This is a genomic window from Stenotrophomonas rhizophila, assembly GCF_020857975.1.
Classification (GTDB): Bacteria; Pseudomonadota; Gammaproteobacteria; order Xanthomonadales; family Xanthomonadaceae; genus Stenotrophomonas; species Stenotrophomonas rhizophila_C.
Genome location: NZ_JACWUO010000019.1, coordinates 13,158 through 31,564, shown reverse-complemented (window position 1 = coordinate 31,564; position 18,407 = coordinate 13,158). Strand labels below are relative to the sequence as shown.

At 68.8% G+C, this 18,407-nt stretch carries 19 protein-coding genes; 8 read left to right on the top strand and 11 right to left on the bottom strand.

The window, feature by feature from the left end; all coding sequences use genetic code 11:
• Window positions 1–7 precede the first annotated feature (7 nt).
• Window positions 8–1,093, top strand: a complete 1,086-nt coding sequence (locus tag IC535_RS15565) for an NAD(P) transhydrogenase subunit alpha (RefSeq protein WP_228886347.1) — start codon at window positions 8–10, stop codon at window positions 1,091–1,093.
• 121 nt (window positions 1,094–1,214) lie between these two features.
• On the opposite strand, the gene IC535_RS15560 is transcribed toward IC535_RS15565, so the two are convergent.
• From IC535_RS15560 to IC535_RS15550, 3 genes are read right to left on the bottom strand one after another with little or no spacing between them, the layout of a single operon-like run.
• A complete protein-coding gene (locus IC535_RS15560) occupies window positions 1,215–1,640 on the bottom strand; it encodes a DUF3106 domain-containing protein (protein WP_228886348.1) in 426 nt (141 codons plus the stop codon).
• 2 nt (window positions 1,641–1,642) lie between these two features.
• Window positions 1,643–1,978: a hypothetical protein gene (locus tag IC535_RS15555; protein WP_228886349.1), complete on the bottom strand. Its 336-nt coding sequence runs from the start codon at window positions 1,976–1,978 to the stop codon at window positions 1,643–1,645.
• Window positions 1,975–2,538: an RNA polymerase sigma factor gene (locus tag IC535_RS15550; protein WP_228886350.1), complete on the bottom strand. Its 564-nt coding sequence runs from the start codon at window positions 2,536–2,538 to the stop codon at window positions 1,975–1,977. Before IC535_RS15550 ends, IC535_RS15555 begins: the two co-directional genes overlap by 4 nt.
• 129 nt (window positions 2,539–2,667) lie before the next feature.
• Here IC535_RS15550 and IC535_RS15545 point away from each other — a divergent pair, with 129 nt between their 5' ends.
• On the top strand, window positions 2,668–2,976 hold the full coding sequence (locus IC535_RS15545; RefSeq protein ID WP_228886351.1) for an NAD(P) transhydrogenase subunit alpha: 309 nt from the start codon (window positions 2,668–2,670) through the stop codon (window positions 2,974–2,976).
• The gene (locus tag IC535_RS15540; RefSeq protein WP_228886352.1) at window positions 2,973–4,427 is read left to right on the top strand and encodes an NAD(P)(+) transhydrogenase (Re/Si-specific) subunit beta; all 1,455 of its coding nucleotides are present in this window, start codon (window positions 2,973–2,975) and stop codon (window positions 4,425–4,427) included. The genes IC535_RS15545 and IC535_RS15540 overlap by 4 nt, the downstream gene beginning before the upstream one ends.
• Before the next feature lie 146 nt (window positions 4,428–4,573).
• On the opposite strand, the gene IC535_RS15535 is transcribed toward IC535_RS15540, so the two are convergent.
• Window positions 4,574–4,993, bottom strand: coding sequence for a hypothetical protein (locus tag IC535_RS15535; protein WP_228886353.1), 420 nt, complete (start codon window positions 4,991–4,993; stop codon window positions 4,574–4,576).
• Between the two features lie 118 nt (window positions 4,994–5,111).
• Here IC535_RS15535 and sufT point away from each other — a divergent pair, with 118 nt between their 5' ends.
• From sufT to IC535_RS15520, 3 genes are all read left to right on the top strand, one after another.
• The gene (sufT, locus tag IC535_RS15530; RefSeq protein WP_228886354.1) at window positions 5,112–5,663 is read left to right on the top strand and encodes a putative Fe-S cluster assembly protein SufT; all 552 of its coding nucleotides are present in this window, start codon (window positions 5,112–5,114) and stop codon (window positions 5,661–5,663) included.
• A 61-nt stretch (window positions 5,664–5,724) separates the two neighbouring features.
• Window positions 5,725–6,822 (top strand): branched-chain amino acid aminotransferase, encoded by a 1,098-nt coding sequence (locus IC535_RS15525; protein ID WP_228886355.1) that lies wholly within the window; start codon window positions 5,725–5,727, stop codon window positions 6,820–6,822.
• A 433-nt stretch (window positions 6,823–7,255) separates the two neighbouring features.
• The gene (locus tag IC535_RS15520; RefSeq protein ID WP_228886356.1) at window positions 7,256–8,998 is read left to right on the top strand and encodes a S8 family peptidase; all 1,743 of its coding nucleotides are present in this window, start codon (window positions 7,256–7,258) and stop codon (window positions 8,996–8,998) included.
• 920 nt (window positions 8,999–9,918) lie between these two features.
• Here IC535_RS15520 and IC535_RS15515 read toward each other — a convergent pair.
• The 3 genes from IC535_RS15515 to wrbA form a co-directional block, all read right to left on the bottom strand.
• Complete coding sequence (locus IC535_RS15515) at window positions 9,919–10,404, bottom strand: asparaginase domain-containing protein (protein WP_228886357.1); 486 nt, start codon at window positions 10,402–10,404, stop codon at window positions 9,919–9,921.
• Window positions 10,405–10,507: 103 nt separating this feature from the next.
• Window positions 10,508–10,843 carry a DUF2069 domain-containing protein gene (locus IC535_RS15510; RefSeq protein WP_228886358.1) on the bottom strand — a complete coding sequence of 112 codons (336 nt, stop codon included), beginning with the start codon at window positions 10,841–10,843 and terminating at the stop codon, window positions 10,508–10,510.
• Window positions 10,840–11,430, bottom strand: a complete 591-nt coding sequence (gene wrbA / locus IC535_RS15505; RefSeq protein ID WP_228886359.1) for an NAD(P)H:quinone oxidoreductase — start codon at window positions 11,428–11,430, stop codon at window positions 10,840–10,842. The genes IC535_RS15510 and wrbA overlap by 4 nt, the downstream gene beginning before the upstream one ends.
• 87 nt (window positions 11,431–11,517) lie before the next feature.
• Here wrbA and IC535_RS15500 point away from each other — a divergent pair, with 87 nt between their 5' ends.
• Both IC535_RS15500 and IC535_RS15495 read left to right on the top strand, forming a co-directional pair.
• On the top strand, window positions 11,518–12,792 hold the full coding sequence (locus IC535_RS15500; protein ID WP_228886360.1) for a YihY family inner membrane protein: 1,275 nt from the start codon (window positions 11,518–11,520) through the stop codon (window positions 12,790–12,792).
• Window positions 12,789–13,364 carry a TlpA family protein disulfide reductase gene (locus IC535_RS15495; RefSeq protein WP_228886361.1) on the top strand — a complete coding sequence of 192 codons (576 nt, stop codon included), beginning with the start codon at window positions 12,789–12,791 and terminating at the stop codon, window positions 13,362–13,364. The genes IC535_RS15500 and IC535_RS15495 overlap by 4 nt, the downstream gene beginning before the upstream one ends.
• A gap of 153 nt (window positions 13,365–13,517) precedes the next feature.
• Here IC535_RS15495 and ppk2 read toward each other — a convergent pair whose 3' ends face one another.
• From ppk2 to hemA, 4 genes are read right to left on the bottom strand one after another with little or no spacing between them, the layout of a single operon-like run.
• Entirely contained in the window at window positions 13,518–14,297 is a 780-nt protein-coding gene (gene ppk2 / locus IC535_RS15490; protein ID WP_228886426.1) for a polyphosphate kinase 2, read from the bottom strand.
• 52 nt (window positions 14,298–14,349) lie between these two features.
• The gene (locus IC535_RS15485; RefSeq protein ID WP_228886362.1) at window positions 14,350–16,053 is read right to left on the bottom strand and encodes a tetratricopeptide repeat protein; all 1,704 of its coding nucleotides are present in this window, start codon (window positions 16,051–16,053) and stop codon (window positions 14,350–14,352) included.
• A gap of 2 nt (window positions 16,054–16,055) precedes the next feature.
• Window positions 16,056–17,141, bottom strand: coding sequence for a peptide chain release factor 1 (gene prfA / locus IC535_RS15480; RefSeq protein ID WP_228886363.1), 1,086 nt, complete (start codon window positions 17,139–17,141; stop codon window positions 16,056–16,058).
• Window positions 17,119–18,402 (bottom strand): glutamyl-tRNA reductase, encoded by a 1,284-nt coding sequence (gene hemA, locus IC535_RS15475; RefSeq protein ID WP_228886364.1) that lies wholly within the window; start codon window positions 18,400–18,402, stop codon window positions 17,119–17,121. Before hemA ends, prfA begins: the two co-directional genes overlap by 23 nt.
• Window positions 18,403–18,407: the final 5 nt, after the last annotated feature.

Here is an 18,407-nt window from a genome sequence, read left to right as displayed (position 1 = left end):
GACGGGCATGGCTGTCGAGGTACTGGTGGTAAAGGAACACGCGCCGGGCGAACGGCGCGTGGCGATGACGCCGGAAACGGCGCGCAAGCTGGCCGCGCTCGGCGCGACGGCATGGTTCGAACCCGGTGCCGGGCAGGCGGCCGGTTTTCCCGATTCAGCCTACCTGGAGGTCGGTGCGCAACTGGCCGACGACACGCGCCTGGCCCAGGCCGACATCGTGCTGTGCGTGCAACCGCCGGACCATGCGCGGCTGGGCCAGCTCAAGTCCGGTGCCAGCCTGGTCGGCATGCTGTACCCGCAGGCCGATGCGACCCGCGCCGGGTTGATCCAGTCGCGCGGGCTGCAGGCCTTCCCGCTGGAACGCCTGCCGCGTACCACCCGCGCCCAGTCGATGGACGTGCTCAGTTCGCAGGCCGGCATGGCCGGCTACAAGGCCATGCTGATCGCCGCGCAGCTGGCGCCACGCTTCTTCCCGATGCTGACCACCGCCGCCGGCACCATCCGCCCCTCGCGGGTGCTGGTGGTGGGCGCCGGCGTGGCCGGCCTGCAGGCCATCGCCACCGCCCGCCGCCTGGGCGCGCAGGTGGAAGGCTTCGATGTGCGCCCGGAAACCCGCGAGCAGATCGAATCGCTGGGCGGTAAATTCCTCGACCTGGGGGTGAGTGCGGTCGGCGAGGGCGGTTATGCGCGCCCACTGACCGACGACGAGCGCGCCGAACAGCAGCGCCGCCTCGGCGAGCACCTGCGCCTGGTCGATGTGGTGGTCTGCACCGCCGCCGTGCCCGGGCGCCCGGCGCCCAGGATCCTCAGCAGCGCGATGGTGGCGGGCATGAAGCCGGGCAGCGTGATCGTCGATCTGGCCGCCGAGACCGGCGGCAACTGCGAGGCCACCGAGCCGGGCCGCACCATCGAGTTCAACGGGGTCACCATCGATGGCCCGCTCAACCTGGCCAGCCTGGGCGCGGTGCATGCCAGCGAGATGTACGCGCGCAACCTGTACAACTTCGTGGCGCTGTTCCTCAAGGACGGGGCGATCGGCTTCGACTGGGACGACGAACTGCTGGCGAAAACCCGCTGGGTGGCCGCCGCTTGATCCAGGCAGCCACCCATGGGGTGGCTCTACCCCGCGCCCGGTAGAGCCACCCCATGTGCAGAAAAGGGGACGGGTGTAGTTAAGCGCGCTTAACTACACCCGTCCCCTTTTCTTGCGGCCGTTAGCGCTTCGGCGGCGGCAGGTCCTTGGCCGGGTTGGCCTTGAGCCACTCCTGGCGCTGCTCCGGGGTCATCTTCTCCCAGCGCGCGCGCAGTTCGTCGCGCTGGGCCGGGCCCAACTGGCGCATCTGCGCGAACAGGGCGCGGGCCTGCTCGCGCTGTTCCGGGCTCATGTTTTCGAAACGATGGCGGCCGCGCCGGGCCAGCTCGCGCTGTTCGGGGGTCATGCTCTGCCAGCGTTGGCCATGTTGCAGCATGCGTTCGCGCTGCGGCGGGGCGGCATCGTTCCAACGGTCGCGGACCGGCGCGATCAGTGCCTCGCGCTGCTGCGGGGTGAGCCGCTCCCAGTCGGGCAGCGTGGCGCTCTGCGCCCAGCCGGTCGCGCTTGCCGACAGCAGGGCCAGCGCCAGGATCAGTCGCGGTTTCATGTTCACTCCATTGCCAGGTCGGTCGTGCCCAGCCACACGTACAGGTCGGGATTTTCGTCGAGCACGTCGCTGCTGTCATCCACCGTGGCCGCCACCGCGAGCGTGGCCGGCCTGGCGGGGGGATTGGCGGTGAAGCTGTAGCCCAGGGCCAGTGCGGCCACCGCCGAGCAGGCGGTGGCCATCCACCAGCCATGGGCGCGGCCGCGCGCGGCGGGGGCGGCCTGGCGGGCGCTGCGCAGCCGCAGCAGGGTGGCCGGCGACAACTGCTGCAGGGCCTGCGCATGCAGGGCATGCAGGGCGTGGTCATCGTGCAGGGGAGGGGCGACGGGGCGGCTCACAGTTCGATCTCCAGGTGTTGCTGCAGCGCCTGCCGGGCGCGTGAAAGATGGGTCTTGACCGCGCCTTCGCTGCAGCCCATGGCCTGGGCGGTGCTGGCGCCGTCCAGCTGCTGCAGCACGCGCAGGGTGAACGCTTCGCGCTGGCGCGCCGGTAGTTGGCGCAGGGCCAGCACCAGCTGGGTGTACTGCTGGCGCTGCTCGTGGGCCTGCGCCGGGCCGGGCGCGCGGTCGGCCCAGTCGATGTCATGGTCGCTGCCGGCCTCGTCGCTGCTGCGCCAGAAGCGCAGGCGGAAGCCGCGGCGGCGCTGCAGGTCCACTACCCGTCGGCGCAGGATGCTCCAGAACAGCGGCGCCCAGTCGGCGGCCGGCTTGTCGCGGTAGGACAGCATCCGCAACATGCTGTCCTGTACGGCGTCCAGCGCGTCGTCGCGCTGGCGCAGGCCGGCTTCGGCGAACCGGAACGCGCGCGGGCCGATGCCGGCCAGGAACGCGTCCAGCGACGCCGGCAGCGTGGCATCGGCCGGGGTGGGCGGGGGCGGCAGTGAAGGGCTCACCAGCACAGGGTAACGCTCGCGCAGGGGGATACGGTGACAACGCGCCAGCGCGGCATCGGTTGACCGGCCTGCAGAACGGTTCAGCGGATGGTTATGATGGGCGGGACGGGATCACCGCCTGGGAGACAGACTGCAATGAACGATGGGTTCGTGGCGTTGTATATCTTCATGCTGGCCGCCATTGCCGGCCATGTGATCATTTCACGGGTGCCGGTGATCCTGCATACCCCGCTGATGTCCGGCTCCAACTTCATCCACGGCATCGTGCTGATCGGGGCGATGGTGGTGCTGGGCCACGCGCAGACCCCGCTGGAGAAGATCATCGGCTTCATCGCGGTGGTGCTGGGCGCCGGCAACGCCGCCGGCGGCTATGTGGTCACCGAGCGCATGCTGGACATGTTCAAGCCCAGCGCCAAGCGCGGCAGCGGGGAGAAGGCGCCTTGAACGTGACCACCGCGCAACTGCTGCAGTGGCTGGTCCAGGTGAGCTATCTGGTTGCCGCGACCCTGTTCCTGCTTGGCCTGCAGCGCATGGCCTCGCCGATGACCGCGCGCAGCGGCATCCGCTGGGCCGGCCTGGGCATGCTGATCGCCACGGTGGCCACCTTCTTCCTGCCCGAGCTGCACAACATCCCGCTGATCCTGGCGGCGGTGGCGATCGGCACCGGCGTGGCGTGGTGGTCGGCCAAGCGCGTGGCGATCACCGACATGCCGCAGATGGTGGCGCTCTACAACGGCATGGGCGGTGGCTCGGCGGCGGCGATCGGTGCGGTCGAACTGCTGCGCTTCTCGTTCCTGGCCAACCGCGATACCAGCCACTGGAGCTCGCAGGCGCTGGCCGACCTGGCCGCACGCCAGCCGTCGGCCACGGTGCTGGCGCTGGCGATCATCGGCTCGGCGATCGGCGCGGTGTCGCTGTCGGGTTCGATCATCGCCTGGGCCAAGCTGGACGGGCGGCTGGACCGGCGCGTCACCTTCCCCGGCCAGCAGGCGTTCAACCTGCTGGTGGCGCTGGCGATGGTGGTGCTGGGCATCTGGGCGGCGATCAGCCTCAGCCCGGTGGCGATCATCAGCTTCTTCGTGGTGGCGCTGGCGCTGGGCGTGCTGATGACGCTGCCGATCGGCGGCGCCGACATGCCGGTGGTGATCTCGCTGTACAACGCCTTCACCGGCCTGGCGGTGGCCTTCGAAGGCTATGTGCTGGGCAACGAGGCCTTGATCATCGCCGGCATGATGGTCGGCGCGGCCGGCATCCTGCTGACCCGGCTGATGGCCAAGGCGATGAATCGGCCGATCAGCGGGGTGCTGTTCTCCAACTTCGGCGGTGGTGGCGTGGCGCAGGAAATCAGTGGCGCGCAGAAGCCGATCGAAGCCAGCGACGTGGCGGCCATGCTGGCCTTCGCCGAGCGGGTGGTGATCGTGCCCGGCTACGGCATGGCCGTGGCCCAGGCCCAGCACAAGGTCTGGGAACTGGCGCAGCGGCTGATCGAGCGCGGCATCAAGGTGAAGTTCGCCATCCACCCGGTGGCCGGGCGCATGCCCGGGCACATGAACGTGCTGCTGGCCGAAGCCGGCGTGCCGTACGACCTGATCGCCGACATGGACGACATCAACCCCGAGTTCCCCAACACCGACGTGGTGCTGGTGATCGGCGCCAACGACGTGGTCAACCCGGTCGCGCGCACCGACCCGGCCAGCCCGATCTACGGCATGCCGATCCTGGACGTGGTCAACGCGCGCAACGTGGTGGTGATCAAGCGCGGCAAGGGCACCGGCTTTGCCGGGATCGAGAATGCGCTGTTCTACGCCGACAACGCGCGCATGCTCTACGGCGATGGCGCCGGCGCGGCCAGCGCACTGGTCAGCGAATTGAAGGCGCTCGACGGCGGGCATTGAAGAGCGGCCGCAGGGCCGCGAGGTAGTGCCGGCCGCTGGCCGGCTCCACGCGATGTCAGGCAGCGCGCCGGTGCGGTCCGAGAGGCATGAGGGGCCGGCCAGCGGCCGGCACTACCGACAACACGACCGCGAAGCGGTGGCGGCCATTACTTCGCCACCCACCAACCAATCACCAGCGCCACCGCCAGCCACAGCAGCTCGGCGGCGCCGTTGGCCAGCTGGACCAGGGTCCAGGCCATGAACGGTCCCATCCGCAACGCAGAATCCCATGGATTGAGTCCCATCGACCCGCCCAGGTAAGCCGACGCGATGCCCCAGTTGGCCGCCACGGCCACCAGCACGGTCGCCGCCAGGGTCAGCGCGACCCGGCCCGGGCCGGCGCGGAAGGTGCCCAGGCGCAGCATGAAGGCGATGTCCAGCGCGGCCAGAACCGCCATCCAGCCGGCCTGGCGGCCACTGAGCAGGGCGATGAACAACCAGGCCAGCGTGGCCGTGACGACACCAAGCAACAACATCGGGGGCCAGAGCCAATGGCGGCTGTGGACAGGCACGGACGTGGGCGACATGCAATCTTCCTGTGAGTGGCCACAGGATACCGGCTTGCGGGGTGACCGGCGCGTGGGCGGCGGCTGGGCTAAAATGGCCGTCTTGCGGGAATTGGCCGCGACCCCCATATCGATCCACATGTACTCCCGTAGCAGCGAACCCGTCCACTTCGAACGCGACTGCGAGGCCGTCATGGTCCCGCAGGGCGAAACGGTCACCCTGCCGGCCGGCAGCTATGGGTATATCACCCAGGCCCTGGGTGGCAGCTATACCGTGTTTGTCGAAGGCAATCTGTTCCGCATCGCCGGCAAGGACGGCGATGCCATCGGCAAAGAGCCGCCACCGGCGCTGGAACTGCCTGCCGATGCCTCCGACGAGGAAGTCGAGAAGCTGGTGTGGCAGCAGCTGCGCACCTGCTTCGACCCGGAGATCCCGTTCAACATCGTCGACCTGGGCCTGGTCTACGAAGTGGACCTCAAGCACCTGGACAACGGCCAGCGCGAAGTCGAGATCAAGATGACCCTGACCGCGCCCGGCTGCGGCATGGGCGAGATCCTGGTCGACGATGTGCGCAGCAAGCTGGAGATGATTCCGACGGTGGCCGAAGCCGACGTCGAGCTGGTGTTCGATCCGCCGTGGGGCCGCCATATGATGTCCGAGGCCGCCCGGCTCGAAACCGGCATGCTGTAACCGCCCGCTGCCGCGCCGCGGTGGTGATGGTGTTCCCCGTAACCAGAACAGGAAATATCCGGTGTCCCAGTCTTCCGTGAGCTTCAACACCACCCGTTCCGCCCAGCCGCGCAGCAGCGAGGAGCGTGAGCGCATCCTGGCCGCCCCCGGTTTTGGTCTGCACTTCACCGACCACATGGTGGAAGTGCGCTGGGACAAGGACACCGGCTGGCACGATGCGGTAGTGCGTCCGTACGGCCCGCTGCAGCTGGACCCGGCCGCGGCGGTGTTGCATTACGGCCAGGAAATCTTCGAGGGCATCAAGGCCTACCGGCATGCCGACGGTTCGATCTGGACCTTCCGCCCCGATGCCAACGGCCGCCGCCTGCAGCGCTCGGCCCAGCGCCTGGCGCTGCCCGAACTGCCGGTGGACATCTTCGTCGAATCGCTCAGGCAGCTGATCGCCGTGGACGCCAGCTGGGTGCCGTCAGCCGACGAATCCAGCCTGTATTTCCGTCCCTTCATGATCGGCGATGAAGCCTTCCTCGGCGTGCGCGGCGCGCACAAAGCCGGCTACTACGTGATCGCAAGCCCCGCCGGCCCGTACTTCGCCAAGGGCGTGGCGCCGGTGTCGATCTGGCTGTCCACCGAATACGCGCGCGCAGCCAAGGGCGGCACCGGCGCGGCCAAGTGCGGTGGCAACTACGCCGCCTCGCTGCTGCCGCAGCAGAAGGCGCAGGCGCAGGGCTGCTCGCAGGTGCTGTTCCTGGACCCGGTGGAAGGCAAGTACCTGGAAGAACTGGGCGGCATGAACGTGTTCCTGGTCTATAAGGATGGCACCCTGGTGACCCCGCAGCTGTCGGGCAGCATCCTGGAGGGCATCACCCGCGAGAGCATCCTGCAGCTGGCCCGCGACCGCGGCATGAAGGTCGAAGAGCGCAAGGTCACCATCGATGAGTGGAAGCAGGGCGTGGCCTCCGGCGAGATCGCCGAAGTGTTCGCCTGCGGTACCGCCGCAGTGGTCACCCCGATCGGCCAGCTCAAGGGCGAGGGCTTCTCGGTGGGCGACATCAACGCCCCGGCTGGCGAAGTGACCATGTCGCTGCGCAAGGAACTGACCGACATCCAGTACGGCCGCCTGCCCGACCGTCACGGCTGGCTGGTGCGCCTGGACGCGTAAGCGTCGCAGGCCCCTGCCGTGGAAAGACGAACCCGCCTGGCGACAGGCGGGTTTTTTCATGCCGGCGAAGCGATTGTCCAGCGGTGGCAACAGCGCGCAGGCCCCGGCGCGCAAGGCTTGTCCGACTTTGGAGACAAATTCGGGTTCAAGCAGACACCACGTGACGTCTTGCGACCATTCGAAAGGCCCTAAGTTCCTTCACTTTCACAAACCGTAGACCCGGAAAGTCTCAGATCGGACATTTCATCTCGCTGAAGTGCGGCTGAAACGTTGTTGATTGCGACCCGAAGCACTAGCGTCGGTGTGGGCGGTTTGACTCAGGGGAACCGATCCAACCACCGGTTCCGATTCGCGCCATCGTTTCAGCAGCCCACGGATCGGGGCCGGATTCTCAGCCGCGATCGCGGCATCCACTGTCTGAAAGGGAAATCCGATGTCTCATGATCCGCAACCCCGTTTGCGTCAGCGTGCATTGGTTGTGCTGGGCGCGTCCGTACTCTCCACCCTGCTGTTGGCCGCCCCGGCGTACGCCGGCGATGTGCAGCTCAGTGGCCTGGCGTCTGCGCCGGTGCACCGGCAGTTCATCGTCAAGTACAAGCAGACCCCCAGCGCGCCGCTGAGCCCCAGCGCGCTGGCCAGTTCGCTCAAGGCCGCCGCTGCGGCAGTACCGGCGCAGCAGGGGCGCGCGCTGGGCGTGCAGAAGCTGCGCCAGCTGGCGATCGGCCCGACCGTGCTGCGCACCGACCGCGACCTGGATGTGGCCGAGTCCGAACTGCTGATGCGCCGGCTGGCCGCCGACCCGAACGTGGACTACGTGGAAGTGGATCAGCTGATGCACGCCACCCTGGTGCCCAACGACACGCGGCTGTCCGAGCAGTGGGGCTTTGGCACCAGCAACGCTTCGATCAACGTGCGCCCGGCCTGGGACAAGGCCACCGGCACCGGCGTGGTGGTGGCGGTGATCGATACCGGCATCACCAACCATGCCGACCTCAATGCCAACATCCTGCCCGGCTATGACTTCATCAACGACGCGGCGATGGCGCGCGATGGCGGCGGCCGCGACAGCAACCCCAATGACGAGGGCGACTGGTACGCGGCCAACGAGTGCGGTTCGGGCATCCCTGCGTCCAACTCCAGCTGGCACGGTACCCACGTGGCCGGCACCGTCGCGGCGGTCACCAACAACAGCACCGGCGTGGCCGGCACCGCCTTCAACGCCAAGGTGGTACCGGTACGCGTACTGGGCAAGTGCGGCGGTTACACCTCCGACATCGCCGATGCGATCGTGTGGGCGTCCGGCGGCACGGTGAGCGGGGTGCCGGCCAATGCCAACCCGGCCGAGGTGATCAACATGTCGCTGGGCGGCGGCGGCAGCTGCTCGGCCACCTACCAGAACGCGATCAACGGCGCGGTCTCGCGCGGCACCACGGTGGTGGTGGCGGCCGGCAACAGCAACACCAATGTGTCCTCGTCGGTACCGGCCAACTGCGCCAACGTGATCGCGGTAGCGGCGACCACGTCGGCCGGCGCCCGCGCCAGCTTCTCCAACTACGGTACCGGTATCGATGTCTCGGCTCCGGGCCAGGCGATCCTGTCCACGCTCAACAGCGGCACCACGGTGCCGGGCAGCGCCTCGTATGCGTCCTACAACGGCACCTCGATGGCGGCGCCGCATGTGGCCGGCGTGGTTGCGCTGGTGCAGTCGGTGGCGCCGACCGCGCTCACTCCGGCGGCGGTCGAAACGCTGCTGAAGAACACCGCGCGCGCCTTGCCGGGCGCCTGCTCCGGCGGTTGCGGTGCGGGCATTGTCGATGCCGATGCGGCGGTCACCGCGGCGCTGGGCGGGACCAACCCGAACCCGGGCGGCACGGTCCTGCAGAACAACGTGCCGGTCACCGGCCTGGGCGCGGCCAGCGGTGCATCGCTGTCCTATACCGTCGCCGTGCCGGCGGGCAGTTCGCAGCTCAAGGTGACCATCGCCGGCGGCAGCGGCGATGCCGACCTGTACCTGCGCTCGGGCAGCGCCCCGACCGACAGCGCCTACACCTGCCGCCCGTACCTGAGCGGCAACAACGAGACCTGCACGGTCACTTCACCGACGGCCGGTACCTGGTACGTGCGGGTGAAGGCGTACTCGACCTTCTCCGGGGTCACCCTGACCGCGCAGTACTGAGCCCGGATCCCTCTCCACTGGGCACGCCCCGGCTTCGGCCGGGGCGTTTTTTTGGGATTCTTCGCCTATGTGCGGGACTACAGCCAGCCATTGTCCGGATGCATTGGCGTTGCTGTTTCCGCTTCGCAAATAACTTCAAAAGCGTTTCGTGCCCCTGCGGGGCGCGAGTTACTTTCTGATGGCGCACATCCCTGTGCGCCACCCTACGGGCCAGCTACGCTGTTCCGCGCCGCTCCTGCGGCGCTGGTGCTCGTGCAAGAAAGTAACCAAAGAACACGCCCGCGCCTCCGTAACAACGAACCCCGTAGTGAAGAACGCGTCGCAACGCGTCCGTTTCCGGACGCATGGGATTGCGATGCTCGGCTCGCTCCAAGGGGGAGGTAGATCAAGATCGCGGGCAACAGCAACAGCAACAGCAACAGCGGCCGTACCATCGCAGGTAGTTCCGACCCGCGGTCGGACAGCATTCTTTGGACAGCCGGGCTGTTTGACCGTAACTCGGATCTGCCGTTTTCTGTGAGTGCCAGCAATGTATGAAGGGTTGGCGTGGGTGGGTTGGCGGGACTGTCGAAAACATGGATGTTTTCGCCAAGCCCCCACGGATGGGTTCACGGCGTGTCCCGCCAACCCACCCGCGCCAACCCAATCAGCGCATGCGTCGGTCACTGCCTTTGATCTGACGCGGCAGTTCGCATCTGACTCCCCATAAATCGGCGAAGAACCTTTTTTTGGGGCGTTTTTCTAAAAAAGCCGAAGCCGAAGCCGAAGCAGGATCAAGATCAACAGCCGCAAGTTTGTGTCTGCTCTGGCTTGGCTTGGTACGGGTGGGGCGGCGTGTCCCGCGAACCCACACACCCCCGCCCAGCCAAGTGCGGCTGGGGGCTGCAGCATTTAGAGGCGCCAGCCGATCAGGCTTCTTCTCAGGCTTCTTCGAACCGGTTCGCCGCCACGTTCTTGCGCACGTGCTCCGGGTTCCAGATGCGGCCGTTCATGGCGATGTAGATGCCGGTCGGCAGCGATTGCACCGCACCGATCGCGCAGCCGATGTTGAACTCGGCGTCCGAGCCGCGGAAGCGGGCCGGGCTCAGCGCGCCGGTCATCACGATGGTCTTGTCGGTGATCGACTTGAGCACCTTGCCGGTCTGCACCATCGAATCGGTGCCGTGGGTGATCAGCACGTGGCGGGTCGGCTGCGCGGCGATGGTGGCGCGGATCAGCTCGCGGTCCTCGTCGGTGATGTGCAGCGAATCCTTGCGCAGGATCGGAATCACGTTGAAGCGGAAGGTCACGCCCAGCTCGCGCAGGATCATCCCGATCTGCGGATCGCCGATCTGGTAGTCCGACTTGTCGTCGAAGTAGATCTTGTCGATCGTGCCACCGGTGGTGATGATCAGTAGTTCTTCCATTGCGGGCATCCTGGATAGCGGTCAGAACCGCGCGGGCAACCCGCGCCGGGATGCAGATGATACGACCGCCGGCGCCGCCTCGCAGCCGCGGCGACGCGCCGGTTCAGCGCTTCCCGAAGCGGCGGCGCAGGCCCGGCCCGCTGGCCACCCCGATCACCGCCAGCGCCAGCAGCAGCTCGGCCCAGGCCCAGCCGGCGCTTTGCGGGTAGCTCCAGGCGCTCATCACCGCGTGGCTGAACCAGAACAGCGCCAGTACCCCCGCCCAGAACGCCGCCTTGCCACGGCGCCACCACACCCCGGCCGCCAGCAGCAGCGGCGGGGCGGTGAACACCAGTTGGGTGGCCAGCCAGTGCTTGTCGTGGGCGAACCACAGCGCATACAGCGCCGCCAGCGCCACCAGCAGCAGCGCCAGCAGGGCGTCGTGCGCGCGCGCGCTCATGCCAGCCGCCGGGCGATATCGGCCACGCGCCGGCCCAGCGCCCGGGCCAGGATCGCCTCGTCCTCGCTGGGCACCGGGTTGTCGTCGGCGCCGGCCACATGGCTGGCGCCATACGGGGTGCCGCCGGTGGTGGTGTGGCTCAGGGCCGGCTCGGTGAACGGAATGCCGACGATCAGGCAGCCGTGGTGCAGCAGCGGCACCTGCATCGACAGCAGGGTCGATTCCTGGCCGCCATGCAGCGAGGCGGTGGAGGTGAACACCGCCGCCGGCTTGCCGGCCAGGGTGCCGTTGACCCATTCGGCGCCCAGCCCGTCGAGGAAATGCTTGACCGGCGCGGCCATGTTGCCGAAGCGGGTCGGGCTGCCCAGGATCAGGCCGTCGCAGTCGGCCAGGTCGCTGATTTCCACGTACGGCGCACCGTCGTCGGGCACCGGCGGCCGCGCGGTCTGCGTCACCGCCGCCACCGGCGGCACCGTGCGCAACCGGGCGCTCATGCCCGGCACCTCGCCGATGCCGCGCGCGATCTGGCGGGCAAGCCGGGCCACCGAACCGCCGCGGCTGTAGTACAGCACCAGGATTTCCGCCATCGCGCCTTCATCTCATGATCGGGACCAGTGGCCAGTATGGCGATGCGATGCGGTCCCGCACACCCCTCATCAGGTACCCTTGCGCCGATGGAACCTCTGGACACCCTCAACCTGTGGATGGAGCGCGTGCGCGACCGCGCCCGGGCCGCCAGCTTCGGCCGCTTCCTGTGGCGGCGCTTCCTGGACGACCGCCTGTTCCAGGCTGCCGCGTCGCTGGCCTATACCACCGTGTTCGCCCTGGTGCCGCTGGCGATCGTGGTGTTCGGGGTACTGTCGGCGTTCCCGGTGTTCGACCGCTGGAGCGACCAGCTCAGCGACTATGTGTTCTCCAACTTCGTGCCCAATGCCGCGCGTGCGGCCGAAGGCTACCTGCGCCAGTTCTCGGCCAGCGCCGGCCAGCTCACCGCCGCCGGCTTCATCGCGCTGGTGGTGTCGCTGCTGATCACCCTCAACAGCGTCGAGCAGACCTTCAACCAGATCTGGCGGGTCAGCTCGGGCCGGCCGCAGCTGACCCGGTTCCTGGTCTACTGGACCGTGCTGACCCTGGGCGCGATGCTGGCCGCCGCCTCGCTGGCGGTATCGGCGCGGGTGTTCGCGCTGCCGCTGTTCGGTACCAGCGAGGGCCGCTGGCTGGCCGATCTGTCCTTGACCGTGGCGCCGATCCTGATCGAGTTCGTGTGCATCACCCTGGTCTACCGGGTAGTGCCGCACCACACGGTCAAATGGCGGCATGCGGTGCCCGGCGCGATCCTGGCGGCGGTGATGCTGGAGCTGGTGAAGTGGGGCATGGGCGCCTACCTGGGCAGTTTTCAGTCCTACCAGAAGCTGTACGGCACGGTGGCGTTCGTGCCCATCCTGCTGCTGTGGATCTACCTGTGCTGGGTGTCGGTGTTGCTGGGCGCGTCGCTGGCCTCGTCGATCGCCGCGTTCCGCTACCAGCCGGCCGATCTGCGCCTGCCCACCGGCTATGAGATCTATGGCCTGCTGCGCCTGATCGGGCGCTTCGCGCAGGCCCGCAGCGAGGGCCACAGCCTGGACGATGACGAAATCCTGCGGCTGGAGCCGATGCTGACCGACTCGCTGCTGCAGACCATGCTGTGCGACCTGGAGGCGATCCGGGTGGTACGCCGCGATGAGCGGGGGGACTGGCTGCTGGCGCGCGACCTGGACAAGCTCACCCTGGCCGATCTGTACGAAACCACGCAGATGCGCATTCCGGTCAAGGAAGCCTACCTGCCGTACCGCGACGACAGCCTGGGCGATGCCTCGATGGCCGCGCTGGATGCGTTGCGGTTGCCGCTGCGCGAGCTGCTCAAGCGACGCGTCAGCGATATCTATACGACCCTCGGAGACAAACGATGAGTGCCAAGCCCCTGCTGATGGCCCTGGGCCTGCTGACCCTGGCCGCCTGCAACAAGCCGGCGGCCACCCCCGAACCGGCCGCTCCGGCCGCGCCACCGGCGGCGGTGGCCGAAGCGCCCGAACCGGCGGCCCCGGTCGATGCAACCGCCGCCGCGCTCGAGCGCAAGACCGCCGAGCGCCCGCGCCTGGTGCTGCCGGCGCTGGATGGCAGCAGTTACGACCTGGCCGCCCACCGCGGCAAATGGGTGGTGGTCAATTTCTGGGCCACCTGGTGCGCGCCGTGCCGCAAGGAAATGCCGGAGCTGTCGGCCCTGCATGCGATGCGCAGCGAGATCGAAGTGGTCGGTCTGGCCTACGAGGATATCGAGCCGGCAGAGATGAAGGCGTTCCTGGAAAAGCGCCCGGTGACCTATCCGATCGTGATCGTGGACACCTACAGCCCGCCGGAGGATTTCGCCATCCCGCGCGGCCTGCCGCTGACCTATCTGATCGCACCGGACGGCAAGGTCGCCAAGCAGTTCCTTGGGCCGGTGACCGCCGCCGACATCGAGGCGCGGATCAAGCAGGGCTGAGCGGCGCCGGGCGTGCCCGCCAATGACCGGTAACCTGGCGCGCGGGTATCCCTACACCGATACACCCACCGGAACGGCGCTGCCGTCCGGTGGAAAACCGACATTGCAGGCGCCATGACGCCGCCACGGAGAGCATCCACGCATGGCGTGGATCTACGGTGTATCGAAGGCCTGGATCGGCTTCAACACGCCGAAATGCTCCTTGTGCAGCTTGCCCTTCAGCGGCGGCAGCGCCAGCACCGGTTCGTCCACGCGGGTGTCGGGCAGGCGGTCGAGCAGGTTGCGGATCAATCCCAGCCGGCCGCGCTTCTGGTCGTTGAAATCGACCAGCGTCCACGGCGCGGTGTCGTTGTGGGTGGCGCGCAACATCGCCTCGCGCGCCTGGGTGTAGGCGCTGTACTTGCTGCGTGATTGCAGGTCGACCGGCGACAGCTTCCAGCCCTTGAGCGGGTCCAGGTGGCGTTCGGCGAAACGCTTTTCCTGCTGCGCCTGGTCCACGCTGAGCCAGTACTTGAACAACAAGATGCCGTCGTCGACCAGCAGCTTCTCGAACACCGGCGCCTGCGCCAGAAAGGCGTGGTATTCGTCCGGCGTGCAGTAGCCCATCACCTGTTCGACCCCGGCGCGGTTGTACCAGCTGCGGTCCATCAGCACGATCTCGCCGGCGGCCGGCAGGTGGGCGGCATAGCGTTGGAAATACCATTGGCTGCTCTCGCGCTCGGTCGGCTTGGGCAGCGCCACCACCCTGCACTGGCGCGGGTTGAGGTGTTCGGCGATGGCCTGGATCGCACCGCCCTTGCCGGCGGTATCGCGGCCTTCGAACAACACCAGTACGCGTTGCCCGATGTGCTGTACCCAGCGCGCCATTGCGGCCAGTTCCAGTTGCATCGGTTCCAGCAGGGCCTGGTAGTCCTTGCGCTTGAGCTTGCCCATCGGCGTGCCTCGGTCATCCACGGGAGAATGCCGAGCCTAGCGCAGCGGTGGCTCAGCTGGCGTGTGCGCCCTGCCAGCCGCGCTCGCGCGCCATGTCCTGCACGGCCACGTTGAAATCCCTGGCGAAACCGGCCATGTCGAACAGCCCGCTGTCGGCGCGGCGCAGCGCCAGCTCGGCGCGCAGCTGCCGCAGCGCGGCCCGATCGTTGCCCAGCGCGATGGCGGTAGCGATGAAGGCGCGGTCGTCGGCCACGTTCATCCGCGCCAGGCCCAGGTGGTGGTTGAGGCTGCCGGCCACGCGCGCGGCAAAGGTGGTCCCCGGGCAGGTCAGCACCGGGCAGCCGGCCCACAGCGCATCGGAGGCGGTGGTGTGGGCGTTGTAGGGGTGGGTATCCAGGAACAGGTCGGCCAGTGCGTAGCGGGCCAGGTACTGCGGGTGCGGCAGGCGCGGCATGAACACCAGCCGCGCCGGGTCCAGTTGCGCCTGGCGCGCGGCGTTGCGCAGCCGCGCATCGGCATTGCCCGGCCCGGACAGCAGCCACAGCACGCTGCCCGGCACGCCGTGCAGCACCGCCATCAGGCGCTGCATGCTGCGCGGGTTGAGCTTGTAGCTGTTGTTGAAGCAGCACAGCACCACGCCCTGCGCCGGCAGCCCGCAGTCCTGGCGGGTGGGAGCGGGCTGCAGCGTGCGGGTGGTGTCGGAGGGCTGGAACGCGCGCGGCAGGCGCCGCACGTTTTCGCTGAAGGCCGCCGCCAGGGCGTCGGGCAGGACGAAGGCATCGGCCAGCACGTGGTCGATCCACGGCGCGCCGGAGGTACCCGGGTAGGCCAGCCAGTTGACCTGCACCGGGGCCGGGCGCATTGCCAGCACCTGCGGGGTACCGCCACCGCCCCAGCCACGCAGGTCGAACAACACGTCGATGCCGGCGGCGCGGATGGTCTCGGCGATGCGCCGGTGCGGCTGCGCGCCGACCTCGTGCAGGGTATGCGCGGCCGCCTGCAGGCGCTGGCGGATATCGCTGCCGTCGGCGGGGTTGAGCGCGAACAGATGCAGTTCCAGCGTGCCCAGCGCGCGCAGCTGTTCGAACAGGGCCACGGTCAGCAGCCCGGTCGGGTGCGCGCCGAAGCCGTTGGACAAAAAGCCCGCGCGCAGCACGCCCCGGGCGCGCACGCTGGCGGCAGGCAGCGGGTGCACTTCGGCGCCGACCACCGCGGCCCGTTGCCGCGCGCAGGCCAGTTGTTCGGCGGCGGTGCCGTCCTCGCTCAGGAACGCGAACGGTTCGACCAGTGCCTGGCCCTGCGCCACGGCCTGCCGTACCTGCGCCGACAGCCGTTCCAGGTCGCGCCAGTCGCACAGGCGGCGCTGCCAGTTGAGCAGCTGGGCGGTGATGTAGGGCTCGCCGGGCAGCAATGTGTGGGCATGCCGGTAGGCGTCGGCGGCCGCTTCAGGCTGGCTGGCATCTTCCAGCGCGTGGCCCAGCCACAGCGCGATGCCCGGGTGCTGCGGGGCGAGCGCGCCGGCCTGGCGCAGCACGCTGGCGGCCTCGGCATGCCGGCCCTGCATCCAGCGTGCCCGGCCCAGCCGGGCCAGGGCTTCGGGATGCGCCGGGCGCAGCTGCAGCGCGCGCGTGGCTGCCTGTTCGCCGGCCAGTACGTCGCCGGCTTCCAGTTCGGCATCGGCCAGCATCACCCAGGCGATGAAATCGGCCGGTTGGCGCTGCACCGCCTGGCGCAGCTGCTGGCGGCCCGGTTCCATGCTCAGTTGCCTGCCGCCAACTGCGCCAGTTCGTCGGCCTGGTGTTCCTGGATCAGGCGCTCGACCAGCGCATCCAGTTCACCGGCGATGATGTTGGGCAGGTCGTACAGGGTCAGGCCTTCGACCCGATGGTCGGTGATGCGGCCCTGCGGGAAGCTGTAGGTGCGGATGCGCTGGCTGCGGTCGCCGCTGCCCACCTGCAGGCGGCGGCTGGCGGCGGTGGCCGCCGCCTGCCGGCTGCGCTCGGCATCCAGCAGCTGCGCCTTCAGGCGCTTCATCGCCTTGTCACGGTTGGCGTGCTGGCTGCGCTCGGTCTGGCATTCCACCACCACCCCGGTGGGTAGATGGGTGATGCGGATGGCCGATTCGGTCTTGTTGACGTGCTGGCCGCCGGCGCCGGAAGAGCGGAAGGTGTCCACGCGCAGGTCGGCCGGGTTGATCACCACCTCATCGACTTCGTCGGCTTCGGGAATGATCGCCACGGTGGCCGCCGAGGTGTGGATGCGGCCCTGCGATTCGGTGGCCGGCACGCGCTGCACACGGTGGGTGCCCGATTCGAACTTCAGCCTGGAATAGGCGCCGCGGCCGACTACCCGGGCCACCACTTCCTTGTAGCCGCCGTGTTCGCCGGGGCTGTCGGACTCGATTTCCACCTTCCAGCCCTGGCGTTCGGCATAGCGGGCATACATGCGGAACAGGTCGCCGGCGAAGATCGCCGCCTCGTCGCCGCCGGTGCCGGCGCGCACTTCCAGGAACAGGTTGCCGTCGTCGCGCGGGTCGCGCGGCACCAGCAGCAGGGCCAGGTCGTGGTCCAGCTGCTGCAGGCGCTGCTGGGCGGCGCCGATTTCCTCTTCGGCCAGTTCGCGCAGGTCCGGGTCGCTGCGCATCGCTTCGGCCGCCGCCAGGTCGGCCTTGGCCCGGGCCTCGTCGGCCAGGGCGGTGGCGATCGGCTGCAATTGCGCGAACTCGCGCGACAAGGCGCGGAAACGGTCGTTGTCGCCGACCACGTCCGGGTCGGACAGCAGGCGTTCGAGTTCTTCGCGGCGTTCGGCCAGCGCTTCCAGCTTACGGCGCAGGGTCGGCGTCATCGTGCTTCACAGGAGGATGTTGATAACCCGGCTTGGCCGGGAACAGGCGCTCGGCGGCGCGGGTCAGTTCAGTATCGCCGCTCAACGCGGCCGCGCGCAGCGCGGCGGTGGGCGGGTGCAGCAGGCGGTTGGTCAGGCCATGGGCCAGCAGTTCCAGCACTTCCTCGGCCGGCTTGCCGTGGGCCAGTTGCTGGCGCGCCTTGTCCAGCATTTCCACCCGGGTCGCCTCGCCATAGGCGCGCAGTTGCCGCAGCGGGGCCTGGTGGGCGCTGGCCTGCAGGGTCTCCACGAAACGGGCGACCTGCAGCTCGATGATCGCCTCGGCTTCGGCGGCCGCTTCGCGGCGGCTGCGGCGGTTGTCTTCTACCGCCCGTTCCAGGTCGTCCACGGTGTACAGGAAAGCGTCGCGCAGCTCGCCCACGCCGGCCTCGATATCGCGCGGCACGGCCAGGTCGAACAGCAGCATCGGCTTGTGCCTGCGCGCTTTCAGTGCGGCGGCGACATGCGCCCGGGCAATCACCGGCTCCCGTGCGGCGGTGGCCGAGAACACCACGTCGGCCTCGCCCAGATGGCGTTCCAGTTCGCTCAGCGGCAGCGCCACGCCGCCGTGGCGGCTGGCCAGGTCCTGGGCGTGGGCGAGGGTACGGTTGGCGATCAGCAGCCGCCGCACCTTGCCTTCGCTCAGGTGGCGCGCGGCCAGTTCGATGGTCTCGCCGGCGCCGACCAGCAGCACGGTGGAATCTTCCAGCCGCGCGAACGAGTTCTGCGCCAGGCGCACCGCAGTGGAGGCCACCGACACCGGGTTGGCGCCCACCCGGGTATCGGTGCGGGCCCGCTTGGCCACCGAGAAGGTCTGCTGGAACAGCCGGTCCAGGCGCTGGCCGAGCAGGCCGTGGTCGCGTGCCATCGCCCAGGCGTCCTTGACCTGGCCCAGGATCTGCGGCTCGCCCAGCACCATCGAGTCCAGCCCGGTGGCCACCCGGAACAGGTGGCGCACCGCGTCGGCGTCGGCGTGCCGGTACAGGTAGCCGTGCAGCTGGCCGGCATGGCTTTCCAGCCACTGCGCCAGCGCGTCGCCCGATTCGGCCACCGCGTACAGCTCGGTGCGGTTGCAGGTGGACAGCAGCACCGCTTCGGCCACCTGCGGGGTATCGCGCAGCGACGCCAATGCCTGGGGCAGGGCGTCGCCGCCAAAGGAGGCGCGTTCGCGCAGTTCCACTGGCGCGGTCTGGTGATTCAGTCCGAGCACCCACAGGGTCATTGTTC